Consider the following 20513-nt stretch of genomic DNA (forward strand, 5'->3'; position numbering starts at 1 on the left):
AAGAAGATGAAAGTTGTGCTGTATACAAAAAAGAATTGTGGTCTTTGCGTGCAGGCGAAACAAGTTTTGCAGGAAGTACAATGTGAATATTCTTTTCAAATCGAGGAAATAGATATATATGAAGATAATGACCTTTTAGAAAAATATCATTTAATGATTCCGGTTGTAGAAATAGACGGAAAACAAGTAGAATATGGTAACATTCACAAAGGTGTCATAATAAACTATATAAAGAATGCAGTTAAGAGTTGAATAAGTTTCTATCTCCTGTTACAATAATACACGTAGCAGGGATTATTTTTTTAACCTATGTGGGACACAAAATGTCACTACGGGACGTAAAGTGACCACCGAGGAAAAATGAACCAATGTAGTGAGGAGAAAAGATATGCGCTCATGGATTCAGAACACAAAAAAATTATTACCTGATCTGCTACCTGTTATGCAAACGAGAATGCAAATTCTTCAATACATTAGGCTCATGCAGCCGATTGGAAGAAGAAACTTATCAGCAAGCCTCGGTATGACAGAACGAGTATTGCGAAGTGAAGTTCAAGTTTTGAAAGAACAAAACTTAGTTCACGTCGCTTCTTCTGGAATGACTTTGACAGAAGAAGGAACAGCTTTAGTTCTTGCTTTGGAAGACTTTATGAAAGAAATTTCCGGGTTAAAGGTTTTAGAAAAGCAACTTAAGGAAACATTAGACTTGGATGAAGTTTTCGTTGTCCCTGGTGATAGTGATGAATCACCTTGGGTCAAACTGGAGATGGGCCGTGCTTGTGTGACTTGTATAAAAGACCGTCTGACAGCGAATAATATCGTTGCTGTGGCTGGAGGAACTACGCTAGCTGCTGCTGCGGACATGATGCAACTTGATTGTAAAGATTTACATATGCTATTTGTCCCAGCACGTGGTGGAATCGGAGAAGGTGTTGAATTAGAAGCCAATACCATTTGTGCCAAGATGGCGCAAAATACGATGAGTAATTATCGCTTATTGTATGTTCCAGACCATGTTAGTAGCGAAGCATATGCGTCTATTGTGACAGAGCCTTCCGTGAAAGAAGTTCTTGAGTTGATTCGATCTTCCAATATCGTCATTCATGGAATAGGTGATGCGTTAACAATGGCACGTCGCAGAAGTACTTCGGAAGCAGATTGGTTAAAGATTCAAGCAAGCGAAGCAGTTGGTGAAGCTTTCGGTTACTACTTTAATGAAGAAGGAAATGTTGTTCATAAAGTAAGAACAGTTGGTATGCAATTAGAGGATTTACAAAATGTATCTCACGTTGTTGCAGTCGCTGGAGGTTCTTCAAAGGCAAAAGCAATACAGGCTGTAATTAAACAAGGGCACACTTCAATTCTAATTACAGATGAAGGTGCAGCAAAACAGTTAACAAAGGGTTTTACCCTTTAATATAATCCCCCAAGGAGGAAATTCAAATGACTAAAATTGGTATTAATGGATTTGGACGTATCGGACGTAACGTATTCCGCGCAGCTCTTAACAACTCTGAGGTAGAAGTAGTAGCAATCAACGACTTAACAGATGCTAAAACATTAGCTCACCTTTTAAAATATGACACAGTTCACGGAACTTTAAATGCAGAAGTATCTGCTAACGAAAACAGCATCGTTGTTAACGGTAAAGAAATTAAAGTTATCGCTGAGCGTGACCCAGCTCAATTACCATGGAGCGACTACGGAGTAGAAGTAGTAGTAGAATCTACTGGCCGTTTCACTAAAAAATCAGACGCTGAAAAACACTTAGGTGGATCAGTTAAGAAAGTTATCATCTCAGCTCCAGCTTCTGACGAAGATATCACTGTAGTTATGGGTGTTAACCACGAACAATACGATGCAGCTAACCACAACGTAGTATCTAACGCTTCTTGTACTACAAACTGTCTAGCTCCATTCGCTAAAGTATTAAACGAAAAATTCGGCGTAAAACGCGGAATGATGACAACAATTCACTCTTACACTAACGACCAACAAATCTTAGATTTACCACACAAAGATTTACGTCGTGCTCGTGCAGCAGCTGAAAACATGATCCCAACATCTACTGGTGCAGCTAAAGCTGTAGCATTAGTATTACCAGAACTTAAAGGTAAATTAAACGGTGGCGCTGTACGTGTTCCAACTGCTAACGTTTCTCTTGTTGACTTAGTTGTTGAACTTGACAAAGAAGTAACAGTTGAAGATGTAAACGCAGCATTTAAAGCAGCAGCTGAAGGCGAATTAAAAGGTATCCTTGGATACAGCGAAGAGCCATTAGTATCTATCGACTATAACGGATGTACAGCTTCTTCTACAATCGATGCATTATCTACAATGGTAATGGAAGGTAACATGGTTAAAGTACTTTCTTGGTACGATAACGAAACTGGTTACTCTAACCGCGTAGTAGACTTAGCAGCTTACATGACTTCTAAAGGTCTTTAATTCTTAATTATATAAGCAATCAATGACAAAACGAGGGAGAGGGTTTGTTCCCTCTCTCTCTTCTTTCGTTTTAAAAGCAAATGTGTTAAGCTTTTGAATGGGTTTTGTCAATCCTAACTAGTAGTCGGAGGGAAATCCAATGAACAAAAAATCAATTCGTGACGTAGATTTAAAAGGTAAGCGTGTATTTTGCCGCGTTGATTTCAACGTACCTATGAAAGAAGGCAAAATTACAGATGAAACTCGTATCCGTGCAGCTCTTCCTACAATTCAATATTTAGTAGAGCAAGGTGCGAAAGTTATTTTAGCAAGCCACTTAGGCCGTCCAAAAGGTCAAGCGGTAGAAGAATTACGTCTTACTCCAGTAGCAGCACGTTTAGGCGAGCTTCTTGGTAAAGATGTTAAAAAAGCAGACGAAGCATTCGGACCAGTTGCACAAGAAATGGTTGCAGCAATGAACGAAGGCGACGTATTAGTTCTTGAAAACGTACGTTTCTATGCGGGCGAAGAAAAGAACGATGCAGAACTTGCGAAAGAATTTGCAGCACTTGCTGACATCTTCGTAAACGATGCATTCGGTGCAGCTCACCGTGCTCACGCTTCTACAGCAGGTATCGCAGACTACCTACCAGCAGTATCTGGTCTATTAATGGAAAAAGAGTTAGATGTATTAGGTAAAGCACTTTCTAACCCAGAACGTCCATTTACAGCTATTATTGGTGGTGCGAAAGTAAAAGATAAAATCGGTGTAATTCGTCATCTATTAGACAAAGTAGATAACTTAATCATCGGTGGCGGACTTGCTTACACGTTCGTTAAAGCTTTAGGTCATGAAATTGGTCTATCTCTATGTGAAGACGACAAGATTGAACTAGCTAAAGAATTTATGCAACTTGCAAAAGAAAAAGGCGTAAACTTCTACATGCCAGTTGATGTTGTAATCACTGAGGAATTCTCTGAAACTGCAACAACTCAAATCGTTGGTATCGACTCTATCCCTTCTAACTGGGAAGGCGTAGACATCGGTCCTAAAACACGTGAAATTTATGCAGATGTAATTAAAAACTCTAAGCTTGTTGTATGGAATGGACCAATGGGTGTATTCGAAATGACTCCATTCGCAGAAGGTACAAAAGCAGTAGGACAAGCATTAGCAGATGCAGAAGATACATACTCTGTTATCGGCGGTGGTGACTCTGCAGCAGCTGTTGAAAAATTCGGTATGGCTGATAAAATGAGCCACATTTCTACTGGCGGCGGTGCGTCATTAGAATTCATGGAAGGTAAAGAGCTTCCAGGTGTAGTTTGTCTTAACGACAAATAAGTAGCAGCCAAAGAAAAAGGACGGTGCAAAGCATGCGTAAACCAATTATCGCAGGTAACTGGAAAATGAATAAAACTCTATCTGAAGCAGTTAGCTTCGTAGAGGAAGTTAAAGGTCAAATCCCAGCAGCTTCAGCTGTTGATGCAGTAGTTTGCTCTCCAGCTCTATTCTTAGAGCGCCTTGTAGCAGCAACTGAAGGAACTGATTTACAAGTAGGTGCACAAAACATGCACTTCGAAAAAAATGGTGCATTCACTGGCGAAATTAGCCCAGTAGCACTTAGCGACTTAAAAGTAGGCTACGTAGTACTTGGCCACTCTGAGCGTCGTGAAATGTTTGCTGAAACAGACGAATCAGTAAACAAAAAGACTCTAGCAGCATTTGAACATGGTTTAACACCAATCGTATGTTGTGGTGAGACTTTAGAAGAGCGCGAAAGCGGAAAAACATTTGATCTAGTAGCAGGTCAAGTGACAAAAGCACTTGCAGGTTTAACAGAAGAGCAAGTTAAAGCAACTGTTATCGCTTATGAGCCTATCTGGGCTATCGGTACAGGTAAATCTTCTTCTTCTGCAGATGCAAATGAAGTATGTGCGCACATCCGTAAAGTTGTTGCAGAAGCTGTTTCTCCAGAAGCTGCAGAAGCTGTTCGTATTCAATACGGCGGTAGCGTAAAACCAGAAAACATTAAAGAGTATATGGCACAATCTGACATCGACGGCGCTTTAGTTGGCGGTGCTAGCTTAGAGCCTGCTTCGTTCTTAGGTCTTCTGGGGGCGGTAAAATGAGAAAGCCAACAGCTTTAATCATCCTTGACGGTTTCGGACTTCGTGAAGAAACTCACGGGAATGCTGTAGCACAAGCTAAGAAACCTAATTTTGATGGTTACTGGAACAAATTCCCTCATACAACGCTTACAGCTTGTGGTGAGGAAGTAGGTCTTCCAGAAGGTCAAATGGGTAACTCTGAGGTTGGTCACTTAAATATTGGTGCTGGCCGCATAGTATATCAAAGCTTAACACGCGTAAACGTTGCAATTCGTGAAGGTGAGTTCGATCAGAACGAAACATTCCAAAATGCAATTAAAAGCGTAAAAGAAAAAGGTACTGCTCTTCATTTATTCGGTTTACTTTCTGATGGTGGTGTGCACAGTCACATGAACCATATGTTTGCTCTTCTTCGCTTAGCAGCAAAAGAAGGTGTGGAGAAAGTTTACATCCATGCGTTCTTAGACGGCCGCGATGTTGGACCACAAACAGCAAAAGGTTATATCGATGCAGCAAATGAAGTAATTAAAGAAACAGGAGTAGGACAATTCGCGACTATCTCTGGTCGTTATTACTCCATGGACCGTGACAAGCGTTGGGATCGCGTAGAAAAATGTTACAGTGCTATGGTGAATGGTGAAGGCCCTACTTATAAATCAGCAGAAGAGTGTGTAGAAGACTCTTATGCGAACGGTATCTATGATGAATTCGTATTGCCGTCTGTAATTGTTAACGAAGATAACACGCCAGTTGCAACAATCAATGATGATGATGCAGTTATCTTCTATAACTTCCGTCCAGACCGTGCAATTCAAATTGCTCGTGTATTTACAAACGAAGACTTCCGTGAGTTCGATCGTGGTGAAAAAGTACCTCACATTCCAGAATTCGTATGTATGACACACTTCAGTGAAACTGTGAATGGTTACGTGGCATTCAAGCCAATGAACCTTGATAACACTTTAGGTGAAGTTGTTGCGCAAGCGGGATTAAAGCAACTTCGCATCGCGGAAACCGAAAAGTATCCGCACGTTACATTCTTCTTTAGCGGTGGTCGTGAGGCTGAATTCCCAGGAGAAGAGCGTATCTTAATTAACTCACCGAAGGTTGCAACGTATGACTTGAAACCTGAAATGAGCATTTACGAAGTAACGGACGCTTTAGTAAATGAAATCGAAAATGATAAACATGATGTTATCATTCTTAACTTTGCAAACTGTGATATGGTTGGCCATTCTGGGATGATGGAACCAACAATTAAAGCAGTAGAAGCAACTGACGAATGTTTAGGAAAAGTTGTAGAAGCGATTCTTGCAAAAGATGGTGTAGCACTTATTACTGCTGACCATGGTAATGCCGATCAGGAGTTAACTGCTGATGGCGAGCCGATGACAGCTCATACAACTAACCCGGTTCCTTTCATCGTTACAAAAAATGATGTAGAGCTTCGTGAAGGTGGTATTTTAGGAGATATCGCTCCAACAATGCTTACACTTTTAAATGTGGAACAACCGAAAGAAATGACAGGTAAAACAATTATTAAATAATTTGCTTATATAAAAAGGAGAGAATTTATTATGTCAACAATTATTGATGTTTATGCTCGCGAAGTCCTTGACTCTCGTGGTAACCCAACTGTAGAAGTAGAAGTTTACACAGAAAGCGGTGCTTTCGGACGCGCTATCGTACCAAGTGGTGCATCTACTGGTGAGCACGAAGCAGTAGAATTACGTGACGGTGACAAATCTCGTTACCTTGGTAAAGGTGTTGTTAACGCAGTAAACAACGTTAACGAAATTATCGCTCCAGAAATCGCTGGTTTCGATGTAACTGACCAAGCTGGTATCGACCGTGCTATGATCGAATTAGACGGCACTCCAAACAAAGGTAAACTAGGCGCTAACGCTATCCTTGGTGTATCTATGGCAGTAGCTCACGCAGCAGCTGACTTCGTAGGTCTTCCATTATACCGTTACCTTGGTGGATTCAATGCAAAACAATTACCAACTCCAATGATGAACATCATCAACGGTGGTTCTCACGCTGATAACAACGTTGACTTCCAAGAGTTCATGATCTTACCAGTTGGTGCTCCAACATTCAAAGAATCAATCCGTATGGGTGCTGAAGTATTCCATGCACTTAAAGCTGTATTACATGACAAAGGTCTTAACACTGCAGTAGGTGACGAAGGTGGATTCGCTCCAAACCTTGGTTCTAACCGTGAAGCTTTAGAAGTAATCATCGAAGCTATCGAAAAAGCTGGTTACAAAGCTGGCGAGAACGTATTCTTAGGAATGGACGTTGCTTCTTCTGAGTTCTACAACAAAGAAACTGGTAAATATGACCTTGCAGGCGAAGGCCGTACTGGCTTAACTTCTGCAGAAATGGTTGATTTCTACGAAGAGCTTTGCAAAGACTTCCCAATCATCTCTATCGAAGATGGTTTAGACGAAAACGACTGGGATGGTCACAAATTATTAACTGAGCGTATCGGTGATAAAGTACAATTAGTTGGTGACGATTTATTCGTAACTAACACTCAAAAACTTGCTGAAGGTATCGAAAAAGGTATCTCTAACTCAATCTTAATTAAAGTTAACCAAATCGGTACTTTAACTGAGACTTTCGAAGCTATCGAAATGGCTAAACGTGCTGGTTACACAGCAGTTGTATCTCACCGTTCTGGTGAAACTGAAGATGCTACAATTGCTGACATCGCAGTTGCAACTAACGCTGGCCAAATCAAAACTGGTTCTATGAGCCGTACTGACCGTATTGCTAAGTACAACCAATTATTACGCATCGAAGACGAACTAGGCGAAATCGCTGTTTACGATGGTATCAAATCTTTCTATAACATCAAACGATAATTGTAGAAAATAACGACAGACCGTGAGAAATCACGGTCTGTTTTTTTATGCTAAAATTGTTCGCCCGTCATAAGTGACATGAAATGTTTGAAGAAGCGGTTATAATCAAAATCAATTGCGATTTGATGACTCGGCCAATCAATAAATGGCTTAGATTCTCCTAAAGAGCGAAATTCTCCAATGCTTGCCCCCTGCGCATAAGATTCTGTCATGACAACGATAGGTGATTTGTGATAGGTAAACATAGAGTTATCAAGTAAAGCGAGTATTGGCATTGTGTCATGGAAGGGGCTACCCTTTAAATGTGGTAGGGCGTCTTTATAATATCCGTAGTAATAATGATCGAATAAAGGTTTGACAAGTGGGGCTTTTCCTTTTGTTTCAATATACTCCGCCATCTCGGGTGTAATGACGGAATATTGGGTGACGTTTAATGGGTATATGTACATGTTAGCTGTAGATTGGAGGACTATATTAGCAGCAGTAGGATCGCCATAAAAGTTTGCTTCGGAAATAGGGGTAACATTACCAGGGTGTAAAAAGGCACCGCCCATTACGTAGTAAGATTTAACTTGCTTCATTAACTGTTTACATACGATGAATAAAATTGCTAGGGAGGTAAGTCTTCCTAAACTTACAATGATTAATTCATCTTTATACTGCTCAATAAGAGGAATAACTTCAAAAAAATTCTCCATTTCTCCGTTAGTCACATTTACCTTTGGAATAATTGGCCCGAGCCCCTGTTTCCCATGTACATCCGTAAAAAACGCAGGTGGGGCACCAGTAAGAGGACGTTCTGAACCACCGAATATCTTGATATTTCTATTCTTTGTTTCGTTATTAAAAAAATGAGCATTTTGTACGGCCATTTTTTTCGGGACATTGCCGTAATCAGCAACAATACCGATAATTTCTATTTCATCAATAAAGAAAGCTAAGAGGAGAGCCATCGTATCATCAATCCCAGGATCACAAAAAATGAGAACTTTTTTTGGCATATGTTCACCACCTATCTTGTTTATCCCTTACAAACCCGCTTGATGAGGGCTAACAATCAGTATGGATGTGGGAATCCTCATGGATTAAAGTTTCACTTTATATATATGTAAGCTTAAGGATAAAAAGATTATTTTATTGAAATAATAGTCTTATAAATTCAGAAAATAAAAACTTTTTATATTAGGTCAAGGTTTTTGACGTAATTTTCGTTTGGAAATGCAGTCATATCAAGGTTGTAAGCGTATAACACAGGCTGTTTTTGCTGTCAAGTTGATAAATTGCAGCTTTTTACAATTTATACTATGATAAAGATATTAACAGAAGATCGTATAAACATGAGGGATGATGAACATGAAATTTACAAAGATTCTTGTCCAAATTGCTGCTCTTTACGTGTTTTATATGGTTGGAACTTGGGTGCAAGAAATGCTAAATATTCCAATTCCAGGAAGTTTGATTGGGATGTTCCTCTTACTTGTTTTACTTAGCCTAAAAGTTCTTCCAGTGAAATGGTTCGATTTAGGAGCAGAAACACTCGTTGCTATTATGCCGTTTTTATTAATTCCGCCAACGCTTGGCTTAATGAATTACGGTGCTTTTTTTATGAGTAAAGGAATTTCTCTTTTCATTACAGTTGTAGCGAGTACATTTTTAATTATTATTGTCGCAGGACATACAGGACAATATCTTGCGAATAGGAAGGAAAGAAAGTCGCGATGAGCCAAATATTAATCGGAATCGGTTGGGTTCTTTTTACGGTGCTATTATATCAATTATCTAAAAAAATCTATAAATTATTTCCAACACCATTCACCATTCCAATGCTTGTAGCAACAGGATTAATGGCTTTCCTATTTATCGTGCTTGATATACCATATCAACATTATATGGAAAGTGGTGGTGGCTGGATTGCAAAGCTACTTGGACCCGGTGTTGTAGCATTTGCAATTCCTCTTTATAAACAACGTCATGTTCTGCAAAAGTATGTTGTACCGATTGCCGGCGGGGTATTAGTAGGTACAACAGTTGCAATCGCTAGTGATTTTGCCATTGCTTCACTTATGGGAACAGATAAAAGCTTAATCTTATCGTCTTTACCAAAATCGGTGACAATGCCAGTTGCGATGAGCGTTTCTGAACAAGTTGGTGGTGTACCTTCCTTAACAGCAGCTTTCGTTGTTATCGCAGGTATTACTGGAACGATTACAGGACCTCTCTTATTAAAATGGAGCCGTGTTACAAACTCAGTTGGTAAAGGTATCGGATTTGGATGTGCTTCTCATATTATGGGCGTTATGAGAGCGATGAAAAATAACGAACATGAAGGTGTTATTGGATCGGTAACAATGACATTAACAGCAATTTTGACATGTTTACTTGGACCGTTATTTGCAATGATGTTTATGTAATGGAAGAAAAGCGGGAGCGACTCTATAGCTCTCGCTTTTCTATAGGATTTATGCTACAGTTACAATAACTGAATCTTTGTAGGAGGTACGCCAAGTGCATACGTTATTATCCGTTTTACTTATTACTGTATCGATTTTAATGATTGTTATGGTACTTATGCAGTCTAGTAATAGCTCAGGCCTTTCAGGTGCAATTTCAGGCGGTGCAGAGCAATTATTTGGTAAGCAAAAAGCACGTGGAATTGAAGCAGTATTAAACCGTATCACAATTGTTTTAGCTGTATTGTTCTTTGTATTAACAATTGCTGTTACGTACTTAAACTTATAGAATTGAAAGAAGAAGCGTTAGTAAGATGTACTAATGGTTCTTCTTTTTTGTTTTGCCATTTGAAAGATGTTTCTAATTAGATTATAGAAATATAAATATGGTACACTAGATATAGAAAGAATACGACTAGATTACAGAAGAGAAAGAGGAGAAGTACATGATGAAATTAGCATCTCCGAAACCATTTACATTTGAGGGTGGAGACCGCGCTGTTTTATTACTACATGGATTCACAGGGAACTCAGCTGATGTACGTATGTTAGGGCGTTTCTTAGAGAAGAAAGGCTACACTTGTCATGCGCCAATTTATAAAGGGCACGGTGTACCACCAGAAGAGCTTGTTCATACAGGCCCTACAGATTGGTGGCAAGATGTAACGGAGGCATATCAGCTTTTAAAAGATAAAGGTTTTGAGAAAATTGCTGTTGTTGGATTGTCACTTGGCGGCGTATTTTCTTTAAAATTAGGTTATACAGTACCGGTTTTAGGTGTAGTACCAATGTGTGCACCGATGTATATTAAGAGCGAAGAAACGATGTACCAAGGTATATTGGCATATGCCCGCGAATATAAAAAGCGTGAGCAAAAGTCACCAGAGCAAATCGAACAAGAAATGCTGGAATTCCAAAAGACACCGATGAATACATTAAAAGCATTACAACAATTAATTGCTGACGTACGTAACAATGTGGATATGATTTATGCACCAACATTTGTTGTACAAGCACGTCATGACGAAATGATTAATACAGATAGTGCTAACATTATTTATAACGGTGTAGAATCTACGTTAAAAGACATTAAATGGTATGAAGACTCTACGCATGTCATTACACTTGATAAACAACGTGACGAGCTACATGAGGATGTATATAACTTCTTGGAGCAACTAGATTGGTAAGATCTAGTTGCCTCTTTTTTTCATAAGGAATTTTTTGTGAAAACTGTAAAAATCATAAGAGGAGTATTGAAGTTTCACTTTATACATCCCCTATCTTTCGGATACACTAAATAATATAAGGTTTTAAAGGAGGTATTTTTGCTTGGAAGAAATCACACAAGAACATATTGATAAGTTGTTATTATTTATGAGAGAAGAAGCGTATAAACCGCTAACGATACAAGAGTTAGAAGAGGCATTTGGAATTGAAGGTTCTGAGGGCTTTAAAGATTTTGTAAAAGCACTTGTAATGATGGAAGAGAAGGGACTTGTTATTCGTACACGTAGTAATCGATACGGTCTTCCTGAAAAGATGAATTTAGTACGAGGTAAGTTAATTGGACATGCACGTGGCTTTGCTTTCGTTGTGCCAGAAGAGAAGAAAACTGGAGACGATGACCTTTTCATCCCTCCTACAGAATTAAACGGTGCACTTCATGGCGATACAGTATTAGCACGCCTTAGTTCTCAATCGAGCGGTTCACGTCAAGAAGGTTCAATTGTACGCATTTTAGAGCGTGGAACGAAAGAACTTGTTGGTACATATACAGAATCGAAAAACTTTGGATTTGTTATACCTGACAATAAGCGCTGGACGAGTGATATCTTTATCTTGAAAAGTGCATCAATGGGTGCTGTAGAAGGTCATAAAGTAGTTGTGAAAATTACGAGCTATCCAGAAAATCGTTTAAGCGCAGAAGGTGAAGTTATTCAAATTCTAGGTCATAAAAATGATCCAGGAGTAGATATTTTATCTGTCATTCATAAACATCATTTACCTTTAGCATTCCCTGAAGAAGTGATGGAGCATGCAAACAGTGTACCAGAAACGATTTCAGAAGAAGATTTAAAGGATCGTCGTGATTTACGTGATCAAATGATCGTAACGATTGATGGTGCAGACGCGAAAGACTTAGATGATGCTGTTACAGTAACGAAGCTTGAGAACGGTAACTACAAGCTTGGCGTTCACATTGCGGATGTAAGTCATTACGTTCAAGAAGGTTCTCCAATTGATGTAGAAGCAGCGGAAAGAGCGACGAGTGTGTATCTTGTTGACCGTGTAATTCCGATGATTCCACATCGTCTATCTAACGGTATTTGCTCATTAAATCCGAAAGTAGACCGTCTGACATTATCTTGTGAAATGGAAATCAACAACTTAGGTGATGTTGTTAAACACGAGATTTTCCAAAGTGTGATTAAAACGACAGAACGTATGACGTATGCTGACGTAAGAAGCATTTTAGAAGATGAGGACGAAGAGTTAATTAAGCGTTATGAGCCATTAGTACCGATGTTTAAAGAGATGGGTCAATTGGCACAAATTCTACGTGAAAAACGTATGCGCCGTGGTGCAATTGACTTTGACTTTAAAGAAGCGAAAGTATTAGTAGATGAAGAAGGAAAACCGACTGATGTTGTTATGCGCGATCGTTCTGTATCAGAGAAGTTAATTGAAGAATTTATGCTTGTTGCGAATGAAACAGTAGCAGAGCACTTCCACTGGATGAACGTACCGTTTATGTACCGTGTCCATGAAGATCCGAAAGAAGATAAGCTTGAGCGTTTCTTCGAGTTTGTAACGAACTTCGGATATGCGGTAAAAGGACGTGCGAATGAAGTACACCCTCGTGCGCTGCAACAAATTCTTGAAATGGTTCAAGGACAGCCTGAAGAAGTAGTTATTTCAACGGTTATGCTTCGTTCTATGAAGCAAGCTCGTTACGATGCGGATAGTTTAGGGCATTTCGGTTTATCAACTGAGTTCTACACACATTTCACATCACCAATTCGTCGTTACCCAGATACAATCGTTCATAGATTAATTCGTGAATACATTATTAATGGTAAAGTCGACAATGAAACGCAAGCAAAATGGCGTGAAAAATTACCTGAGATTGCAGAGCACTCTTCTAATATGGAACGCCGTGCTGTTGAAGCAGAGCGTGAAACAGATGAGATGAAAAAAGCAGAGTATATGGTTGATAAGATCGGTGAAGAGTATGACGGTATGATTAGCTCTGTAACAAACTTCGGTTTATTCGTAGAGCTTCCAAATACAATTGAAGGTCTTGTACACGTTAGTTATTTAACGGATGATTACTACCGTTATGACGAGCAACATTTCGCTATGATCGGAGAACGTACAGGAAACGTATTCCGCATCGGTGATGAAATTACAATTCGCGTTATTAACGTAAACAAAGACGAGCGTGCAATCGACTTTGAAATCGTTGGCATGAAAGGTACGCCTCGTCGTAAGTTCAAAGATCGTCCAGTCGTTATCGAGCAGCCAAGAACAGGCAGAAAGAAACGCGGTGGACGTAGCGAGCGCAGTAATGAGCGCGGCGGTGAACGTGGCACAGGTAGAAAGTTTGACCGTGGTGGCAAAGGTAAAAGCACAGGAAGAGGATCCGCATCAGCAACAGCATCCACGTCTGCTAGTCAGCCAGGGAAAAAAGATGGTAATGGCAAGAAGAAAAAAGGATTCTTCGAAAACGTACCAGGATTCAAGAAGAAAAAGAAAAAGCGTAAGTAAGAAAAGGATGGCTTCGCTTTGATGAAAAGCGAGGCTTTTTCTTTTTTTATTAGTGGCTTGAGAGCGAGCCACTTTCGCTTTCTAATGGAATCCAGCTACAGTGGCTAGAATGTTCGGCGGCTTCACTTCTTCCCGAGAGGCAAAGAGCGCCTCAAGGTCAGAAGCTCCATCCGTCTCACATTCTGAACGAGCCACTTTCGCTTTTTATTAACATTTGTTACAATAGTAAAAATAGAGGAGGGACGTTATATGCCAAAGGGTACAGGTAAGGTTATTGCACAAAATAAAAAAGCATTTCATGATTATTTCATCGAAGAAACATACGAGGCAGGGCTTGTCCTTCAAGGAACGGAAATTAAGTCAATTCGCGCTGGACGCGTAAACTTGAAAGATGCGTTTGCACGTGTACATAATGGTGAAGTATGGGTTCATAATATGCACATTAATACGTACGAACAAGGGAATCGTTTCAACCATGATCCGCTTCGCACGAGAAAATTACTTCTTCATAAAAAAGAAATTGATAAGCTAGCGGGCGCTGCAAAAGAAACAGGTTACGCATTAGTTCCACTTAGAATCTATTTGAAAAATGGATTTGCAAAAATGGCACTTGGTTTAGCAAAAGGTAAGAAACAATATGATAAACGTCACGATTTAAAAGAGAAAGAAGCGAAACGTGAAATTGCACGCGTGTTCCGTGATCGCCAAAAGATGTAATACAGATATTTACATTTGTAAAACGGCGCGCGTATGATATAATAACTTATGTAAGGTTGTTGCACATTGAAAAACAGCTCTTAGTAGCTATCACGATATTTTCTTCGTATGCTCCATTTTTATCATGGGGACGTTACGGATTCGACAGGGATAGTTCGAGCTTAGGTTGCGAGTCGAGGGGATCGGCCTCGTTAAAACGTCAAAGCCTATAATTGGCAAACAAAACAATCTTTCTTTAGCTGCTTAATTGCACTAAAGGTTCCTCCCTCCATCGTCCATGTGGTAGGGTAAGGGACTCAAACTAAGTGGACTACGCCGGAGTTCGCCGTCTGAGGGCGAAGGAAGAGAACAATCAGACTAGCAACTTGGAAGCCTGTCGATAGGCCGAAGAGTTCGCGAAATGCTAATATATCGACTACACTCGTAGAAGCTTAAGTGCCGATATTTTTGGACGTGGGTTCGACTCCCACCGTCTCCACCAATACATATTTGGTGGTTTTTTTATTTTGTATGATATGAACCATAACTTTGCCAGGTTGGCGAGGTTATGGTTTTTTTGTTTGTGGTTTTATAGAATGCTGAAGTTGATGGGACGGTATCCTTGAAACAGAGAATAAAAAAATGGTTATTGATGATAAGTAGGGAGGTACTATAGCTGCTAGTAAACGCCCAACTGGTGAGTTTGTATTAAAATTTTAATTTATTACAATCTTCATATGTTTTGTGTTTTTAACCATACCTATTGTAAGATTATATAGAGTTCTCCTAATAAGCTGTTTTAATGGATTATTTAGGAATCTTAAATTTATAAATCTTAAATTGTTTTTTCGGGATAATTTTTTATCTAAATAAGTTATATTGAAGTAGAGGTGAACCATCGGTGAGGCAGGTGTTAGTAATTAAGAATGAAAGGTCTTTAGCGAAGAAAATCGTAAGCGGTCTAACGCAAGAAGGCTATTTCATTTTAAAACTTCACAATGAAAACGAAGGTTTAAATATAATATATGAACAAGATTGGGATATTATCGTATTGGATTGGGATTCATTAAGTATATCGGGACCGGAAATTTGCAGACAAATACGACTTGTTAAAACGACACCGATAATTATTGTGACCGACAATATTTCTAGCGAGGATTGCGTGGCAGGGCTACAAGCAGGTGCAGATGATTATATAAGAAAACCATTTGTGAAAGAAGAATTAGTAGCAAGGGTTCAAGCTATTTTAAGGAGAAGTGATTGTAACCAGCAAAATGAGACGAATTTTTTTCAGTTTAAAGATCTCTTTGTTGATGCATCTAGCAATATTGTGAAAAAAGGTGGCGAAAACCTCTCGCTTACTAAGCGCGAGTACGACTTACTTGTATTTTTAATCAAGAATAAAAACACAATATTAAGCCGTGAAATGCTTTTGAATCAAGTTTGGGGATATAACGTAGTAGTAAATCCAAATGTAGTAGATTTATATATTGGGTATGTAAGAAAAAAGTTAAAGTGCGAGAAGAAAGACAGATATATTCAAACGATACATGGTAGAGGTTATTCAATGATTGAATGATAAAATAAGGTAATAGAAAAAAAAGTAAAACTGTTTCATTCAGTTTTACTCTTTTTTCTATTGAATCTAATAATCAAATAGTTTCTTAGAAGTATTAAAAGACGTAAAAAAATGGATTATAAAAATATTAGCTATTAATGAGCGTGTTTTGTAGAGGAAATCATGATTAATCAACACGCCTGACTTCACATATTACTTTTGGTGCCTGATTTTATGAATTCACACCATTCACAAGATTTTCACAGAATTAATGACTATACTAATTAACAGGATGTTCAAATGAAAATGATTATCAATAGCGATTCAATTGAATAAAAATTAATTTCTAATTCAATCTATGGATGTCATCATTTTCGAAATAAATTACACTATAAGGAGTATACATATGAAAAAATCTATGCTTTTAAAATTAGTGAGTATTCTAGCAATTTTTACTTTAATGTTAGTAGCTTGCTCAAATCCAAGTAATGATACTAAAGAGTCAAAAGCTAATAAAGATAATGGTAGTGATAAGACAAAAACGGTTGAAATCACTGATGCTCATGGAACTGTTAAAGTCCCTGTAAACCCAAAGAATGTAGTTGCTTTGGATAACAGAACTTTTGAAACTTTATCTGATTGGGGAATTAAATTAGCGGCTGCTCCAAAGGATATCATGCCTGCAGATTCAGCATATAAAAAGGATGATTCAGTTCAAAACATTGGAAATCACCGTGAACCAAATCTTGAAATTATTGCAGCTGCAAATCCTGAACTTGTAATCGTTGGTCAAAGATTTGCTGGTCATTACGAAGAAATCAAAAAATTAGTACCAAATGCAGCTGTTATTGATCTTAATGTTGATGTATCTGAGAAGGCTACTAAGCCTGGCGAAAACTTAGTAAAAGGACTTAAAGATTCTACAGTTACTTTAGGGAAAATCTTTGATAAAGATAAAGAAGCTAAAAAATTAGTAGCTGATTTTGATAAATCTATTGAAAACGCAAAATCTGCTTATAACGGAAAAGATAAAGTTATGAGTGTTATCGTTACTGGTGGGAATATCGGTTTTGCTGCGCCGCACTCTGGTCGTGTTTGGGGACCAATGTATGAAATTTTCGGTTGGACTCCAGCATTAGAAGTTTCAAATTCTACTGCAGGTCATAAAGGTGACGACGTTTCTGTTGAAGCTATTGCACAAACAAATCCTGATTGGATTTTCGTATTAGATCGTGATGCTGCAACATCTGATGCAGCCACTTCAGCTCCAGCTAAGGATGTTATTTCTAAATCACCTGCTCTTCAAAACACAACTGCTGTTTCTAAAAACCAGGTTATTTATGCACCAGAAGATACTTACACAAATGAATCAATTCAAACTTATATAGAGTTATTTGGAAATATTTCAAAAACTTTAGCTAAGTAGTGTAAAGGAGTACGAAGCAGTGTCAAAAAATATAATTTCTAGGGTTGAGAATATTTCTCAACCCCAGTTTTATAATCACAATAAATTATGGACAAAACCTTTTATAATAGCGATTATAGTTGTTCTAATTTTAGGGATTATATCACTGTTTACTGGAGTTTATGATATACGTGGACAAGAGGACGGAATGGAGATGTTTTTCATCACTCGTGTTCCAAGAACAGTTGCATTAATGCTTACTGGAGCTGCAATGGCGATGGCAGGGCTCGTAATGCAACTCATTACACAGAATCGCTTTGTTGAACCTACTACAACAGGGACTATTGAATGGTCAGGCTTAGGCCTGCTTTTTGTGTATTTACTATTTCCTGCCCCAACTTTAGTTCAAAGAATGACTGGTGCAATCATTTTTTCTTTTATAGGAACTATGATTTTTTTTCTATTTTTAAGAAGAGTTAAGCTTCGTTCGTCTTTAATTGTCCCGATTATTGGATTGATGCTTGGAGCAGTTATTTCTGCAGTGTCTACTTTTTTGGGACTCCTTTTTCAAAAGACGCAAAGTATTGAAACTTGGTTCGTAGGTTCATTTGCGAACGTTCAGGTAGGAAGATATGAATATTTATGGCTGATTGTTATCATTACTTTTCTTATTTTTATGTATGCTAATAGATTGACTTTAGCTGGACTAGGAGAAGATGTCGCAACAAGCCTTGGAGTTAATTACAATAGAATTGTTCTTTTTGGGACTGCTCTTATATCTGTTGCAGTTGGAATTGTTGCAGCTGTTATTGGACACTTACCTTTCTTAGGATTAATTGTGCCAAATATCGTTTCAATGTTTAGAGGTGATGATCTTAGGAGTAATTTACCTTGGGTTTGTGTGATCGGAATGGGGTCAATAACTGCCTGTGACATCATTTCTCGAACAATTATACAGCCTTTTGAATTACCTGTTTCTTTAATACTTGCAACAGTGGGAGCAGTCGTGTTTATTACTATTTTATTGAGACAAAGAAAACCAAGGAGGCTACGATGATCACATTAGAATATAGAAAAAAAGAAAATGTCGAAATCGATTCTAGCCTTCATAATGAAAGTAGATCAGCTAGCGCTTTTCGGTCTAAGAAGGAAGCAAGACGTTATTGGATTTTACTGATTACATTGATTGCTTTAGGTCTTCTTTCTTCATATGGACTTTTAGTTTATAACAATCCAGTTCCGATAGATTCACCTTCTTTTATCCCAGTCGTTAAGAGAAGGATAGTAGCTATTGTTGCAATGATTATCGCTGCAGTTTGCCATAGCTTGTCGACAGTTGCTTTCCAATCTATTACGAATAATAAAATTATTACTCCATCGCTTTTAGGTTTCGAATCACTTTATTCAGCAATTCAAACGAGTACAATATTCTTCTTTGGTGCTAGTGCATTAATAAATTTTAATGGAATTGGATCATTTTTATTCCAAGTTGTTGTTATGGTCTTCATGAGTTTGATACTTTATGGATGGTTACTTTCCGGTAAATACGGGAATTTACAACTTATGCTTTTAGTTGGAATTATTATTGGTACCGGGCTAAATTCAGTGTCAACTTTCATGAGAAAACTACTTGCGCCTTCAGAATTTGATATTTTACAAGCAAGATTATTTGGTTCTGTTAATCATGCAGATCCTGCATATTTTCCTATTGTAATTCCTATGATCATAATTGTAGCAGTATTAATTTTGGCTCATTCTAAGAATTTGAATGTTTTGTCACTAGGAAAAGATGTTGCTACTTCTTTTGGTGTTAAATATCAACCTAGTGTAATTTATACGCTTGTATTAGTAGCTATTTTGATGTCTATTTCAACAGCTCTAATTGGACCACTTACTTTCTACGGCTTTTTAGTAGCAACTTTGAGTTATCAGGCAGCGTCAACTTATGATCATAGATACATTTTTCCGATGGCTTTTGCTATAGGATTTTTAATAATGACGAGTGCATACTTTTTAATGTATCATGTATTCCATGCTCAAGGTGTAGTTTCAGTTATTATTGAATTATTTGGTGGAATCATATTCTTAACTATAGTTTTAAGGAAGAGGGCTTTATGATAAAAATTGATAATGTTAAAAAGTTCTATACTGATAAGGTGAAGATAGGACCTTTGGATATTGAAATACCAAAAGCAGGCTTTACTTCTTTAATTGGACCAAATGGCGCTGGAAAGTCTACGACACTTTTGATGATTGGAAGACTTTTAGATATGGATGAAGGTCAAATTCAGGTAGCAAATATGGATGTTTCTGAATCCAAATCAAAAGACTTAGCAAAAATTTTGACTATATTGCGACAAGAAAATCATTTTGTAACTAGGCTTACTGTTAGACAATTAGTTGGATTTGGGCGCTTTCCTTATTCAAAGGGAAGATTGACTAAAGAAGATGAGGTTATCATTTCTAAATATATTGATTTCTTAGATTTAACTAGTTTAGAGAATAGATATTTAGATGAGCTTTCTGGTGGTCAAAGACAAAGGGCATATGTAGCGATGGTATTGTGCCAAGAGACGGAATATGTACTTTTGGACGAACCTTTGAACAACCTTGATGTTGCTCGTTCTGTTCAAATGATGGAGCATTTGAGACGTGCAGCTAATGAATTTGGACGAACAATTTTGACTGTCATGCATGACATAAATTTTGCGGCTAAATACTCTGATAAAATTTGTGCTATGAAAGATGGACAAATTGCTGCTTTTGGAACAGTAGAAGAGGTTATGGATCCAACACTTTTGACAGATATTTTTGAAACAAAAATAGAAATTATTAATGGTCCTTATGGGCCAATAGCAGTTTATTAGTTATAAAATGTCTTGCGTAGATTATGCAAGACACTCTAGTTGAAGTTGCTGTCTGTATTTTATAGGCAGCAACTTTTTTTATGTGATTACTCATAAAATGCAAAAGAATGCTTCACCTTTTCAAGTATGTACCAAACGAAAAAAATATCTCTGTATAACTTTTTAAAAGAATTCAGTTTGTTTTTGATATGTAATATTGCATATCAGAGTGTATTGATAAAAGTGTAAGGTGTCACTATAATGAGGGCATAAAGATAAACCACATTATCGTAGCAAGAAAAAGGAGGAAATAATATGGAAATCGCAATGGCAGTTTTAAAATTTGTAGGTGGCGTAATCCCGTTAATTCAAGAA

General features: G+C 37.9%; 19 protein-coding genes and 1 other RNA gene. 19 read left to right on the forward strand and 1 reads right to left on the reverse strand.

What is annotated here, in order from left to right; translation table 11 throughout:
* The first annotated feature begins 6 nt into the window (after positions 1-6).
* The 7 genes from ASE54_RS27820 to eno all read left to right on the forward strand — a co-directional run bounded on the left by ASE54_RS27820 (position 7) and on the right by eno (position 7412).
* Positions 7-252 carry a glutaredoxin family protein gene (locus ASE54_RS27820; RefSeq protein WP_000869737.1) on the forward strand — a complete coding sequence of 82 codons (246 nt, stop codon included), beginning with the start codon at positions 7-9 and terminating at the stop codon, positions 250-252.
* 136 nt (positions 253-388) lie between these two features.
* Positions 389-1417, forward strand: coding sequence for a gapA transcriptional regulator CggR (gene cggR / locus ASE54_RS27825; protein ID WP_001258185.1), 1029 nt, complete (start codon positions 389-391; stop codon positions 1415-1417).
* A 26-nt stretch (positions 1418-1443) separates the two neighbouring features.
* Entirely contained in the window at positions 1444-2448 is a 1005-nt protein-coding gene (gene gap / locus ASE54_RS27830; protein WP_000161234.1) for a type I glyceraldehyde-3-phosphate dehydrogenase, read from the forward strand.
* Positions 2449-2587: 139 nt separating this feature from the next.
* Positions 2588-3772: a phosphoglycerate kinase gene (locus ASE54_RS27835; protein ID WP_001036332.1), complete on the forward strand. Its 1185-nt coding sequence runs from the start codon at positions 2588-2590 to the stop codon at positions 3770-3772.
* 32 nt (positions 3773-3804) lie between these two features.
* Complete coding sequence (tpiA, locus tag ASE54_RS27840) at positions 3805-4560, forward strand: triose-phosphate isomerase (protein ID WP_001231042.1); 756 nt, start codon at positions 3805-3807, stop codon at positions 4558-4560.
* Positions 4557-6086: a 2,3-bisphosphoglycerate-independent phosphoglycerate mutase gene (gene gpmI / locus ASE54_RS27845; protein ID WP_001231141.1), complete on the forward strand. Its 1530-nt coding sequence runs from the start codon at positions 4557-4559 to the stop codon at positions 6084-6086. Before tpiA ends, gpmI begins: the two co-directional genes overlap by 4 nt.
* 30 nt (positions 6087-6116) lie before the next feature.
* Positions 6117-7412, forward strand: coding sequence for a phosphopyruvate hydratase (gene eno, locus ASE54_RS27850; RefSeq protein ID WP_000103951.1), 1296 nt, complete (start codon positions 6117-6119; stop codon positions 7410-7412).
* Between the two features lie 50 nt (positions 7413-7462).
* Here the strand turns inward: eno and ASE54_RS27855 are convergent, their stop codons facing one another.
* Positions 7463-8413, reverse strand: coding sequence for a nucleoside hydrolase (locus tag ASE54_RS27855; protein ID WP_001125040.1), 951 nt, complete (start codon positions 8411-8413; stop codon positions 7463-7465).
* A gap of 352 nt (positions 8414-8765) precedes the next feature.
* On the opposite strand from ASE54_RS27855, the gene ASE54_RS27860 reads away from it, so the two are divergent.
* The 12 genes from ASE54_RS27860 to ASE54_RS27910 all read left to right on the forward strand — a co-directional run bounded on the left by ASE54_RS27860 (position 8766) and on the right by ASE54_RS27910 (position 20159).
* Positions 8766-9134 carry a CidA/LrgA family holin-like protein gene (locus ASE54_RS27860; RefSeq protein ID WP_000673223.1) on the forward strand — a complete coding sequence of 123 codons (369 nt, stop codon included), beginning with the start codon at positions 8766-8768 and terminating at the stop codon, positions 9132-9134.
* Positions 9131-9823 (forward strand): LrgB family protein, encoded by a 693-nt coding sequence (locus ASE54_RS27865; protein ID WP_000078304.1) that lies wholly within the window; start codon positions 9131-9133, stop codon positions 9821-9823. Before ASE54_RS27860 ends, ASE54_RS27865 begins: the two co-directional genes overlap by 4 nt.
* 94 nt (positions 9824-9917) lie before the next feature.
* Positions 9918-10151 carry a preprotein translocase subunit SecG gene (gene secG / locus ASE54_RS27870; protein ID WP_000557266.1) on the forward strand — a complete coding sequence of 78 codons (234 nt, stop codon included), beginning with the start codon at positions 9918-9920 and terminating at the stop codon, positions 10149-10151.
* Positions 10152-10311: 160 nt separating this feature from the next.
* Positions 10312-11052, forward strand: a complete 741-nt coding sequence (gene estA, locus ASE54_RS27875; RefSeq protein WP_000761986.1) for a carboxylesterase — start codon at positions 10312-10314, stop codon at positions 11050-11052.
* A gap of 142 nt (positions 11053-11194) precedes the next feature.
* Positions 11195-13633 (forward strand): ribonuclease R, encoded by a 2439-nt coding sequence (gene rnr, locus ASE54_RS27880; protein ID WP_000391343.1) that lies wholly within the window; start codon positions 11195-11197, stop codon positions 13631-13633.
* Positions 13634-13882: 249 nt separating this feature from the next.
* The gene (gene smpB / locus ASE54_RS27885; RefSeq protein WP_001123920.1) at positions 13883-14350 is read left to right on the forward strand and encodes an SsrA-binding protein; all 468 of its coding nucleotides are present in this window, start codon (positions 13883-13885) and stop codon (positions 14348-14350) included.
* 126 nt (positions 14351-14476) lie between these two features.
* Positions 14477-14831, forward strand: a transfer-messenger RNA (tmRNA) gene (gene ssrA, locus ASE54_RS35340).
* A gap of 399 nt (positions 14832-15230) precedes the next feature.
* On the forward strand, positions 15231-15908 hold the full coding sequence (locus ASE54_RS27890) for a response regulator transcription factor (RefSeq protein WP_001250260.1): 678 nt from the start codon (positions 15231-15233) through the stop codon (positions 15906-15908).
* Positions 15909-16293: 385 nt separating this feature from the next.
* Positions 16294-17313, forward strand: a complete 1020-nt coding sequence (locus tag ASE54_RS27895) for a siderophore ABC transporter substrate-binding protein (protein ID WP_000749440.1) — start codon at positions 16294-16296, stop codon at positions 17311-17313.
* Between the two features lie 19 nt (positions 17314-17332).
* Entirely contained in the window at positions 17333-18349 is a 1017-nt protein-coding gene (locus ASE54_RS27900) for an iron chelate uptake ABC transporter family permease subunit (RefSeq protein ID WP_000041823.1), read from the forward strand.
* Entirely contained in the window at positions 18346-19410 is a 1065-nt protein-coding gene (locus tag ASE54_RS27905) for an iron chelate uptake ABC transporter family permease subunit (protein ID WP_000631243.1), read from the forward strand. Before ASE54_RS27900 ends, ASE54_RS27905 begins: the two co-directional genes overlap by 4 nt.
* A complete protein-coding gene (locus ASE54_RS27910; protein WP_000590056.1) occupies positions 19407-20159 on the forward strand; it encodes an ATP-binding cassette domain-containing protein in 753 nt (250 codons plus the stop codon). Before ASE54_RS27905 ends, ASE54_RS27910 begins: the two co-directional genes overlap by 4 nt.
* Positions 20160-20513 lie beyond the last annotated feature (354 nt).

The sequence above is a fragment of the Bacillus sp. Root131 genome (assembly GCF_001429475.1).
In the GTDB taxonomy this organism is placed as follows: Bacteria; Bacillota; Bacilli; order Bacillales; family Bacillaceae_G; genus Bacillus_A; species Bacillus_A thuringiensis_S.

What these genes read in the sequence shown, in the direction of transcription:
- tpiA (WP_001231042.1), top strand. Translation starts at nt 3,805, where the DNA reads ATGCGTAAACCAATTATCGCAGGTAACTGGAAAATGAATAAAACTCTA.
- ASE54_RS27895 (WP_000749440.1), top strand. Translation starts at nt 16,294, where the DNA reads ATGAAAAAATCTATGCTTTTAAAATTAGTGAGTATTCTAGCAATTTTT.
- gap (WP_000161234.1), top strand. Translation starts at nt 1,444, where the DNA reads ATGACTAAAATTGGTATTAATGGATTTGGACGTATCGGACGTAACGTA.
- ASE54_RS27820 (WP_000869737.1), top strand. Translation starts at nt 7, where the DNA reads ATGAAAGTTGTGCTGTATACAAAAAAGAATTGTGGTCTTTGCGTGCAG.
- ASE54_RS27860 (WP_000673223.1), top strand. Translation starts at nt 8,766, where the DNA reads ATGAAATTTACAAAGATTCTTGTCCAAATTGCTGCTCTTTACGTGTTT.
- estA (WP_000761986.1), top strand. Translation starts at nt 10,312, where the DNA reads ATGAAATTAGCATCTCCGAAACCATTTACATTTGAGGGTGGAGACCGC.
- smpB (WP_001123920.1), top strand. Translation starts at nt 13,883, where the DNA reads ATGCCAAAGGGTACAGGTAAGGTTATTGCACAAAATAAAAAAGCATTT.
- gpmI (WP_001231141.1), top strand. Translation starts at nt 4,557, where the DNA reads ATGAGAAAGCCAACAGCTTTAATCATCCTTGACGGTTTCGGACTTCGT.
- cggR (WP_001258185.1), top strand. Translation starts at nt 389, where the DNA reads ATGCGCTCATGGATTCAGAACACAAAAAAATTATTACCTGATCTGCTA.
- ASE54_RS27905 (WP_000631243.1), top strand. Translation starts at nt 18,346, where the DNA reads ATGATCACATTAGAATATAGAAAAAAAGAAAATGTCGAAATCGATTCT.
- ASE54_RS27855 (WP_001125040.1), bottom strand. Translation starts at nt 8,413, where the DNA reads ATGCCAAAAAAAGTTCTCATTTTTTGTGATCCTGGGATTGATGATACG.
- ASE54_RS27835 (WP_001036332.1), top strand. Translation starts at nt 2,588, where the DNA reads ATGAACAAAAAATCAATTCGTGACGTAGATTTAAAAGGTAAGCGTGTA.
- ASE54_RS27865 (WP_000078304.1), top strand. Translation starts at nt 9,131, where the DNA reads ATGAGCCAAATATTAATCGGAATCGGTTGGGTTCTTTTTACGGTGCTA.
- ASE54_RS27910 (WP_000590056.1), top strand. Translation starts at nt 19,407, where the DNA reads ATGATAAAAATTGATAATGTTAAAAAGTTCTATACTGATAAGGTGAAG.
- eno (WP_000103951.1), top strand. Translation starts at nt 6,117, where the DNA reads ATGTCAACAATTATTGATGTTTATGCTCGCGAAGTCCTTGACTCTCGT.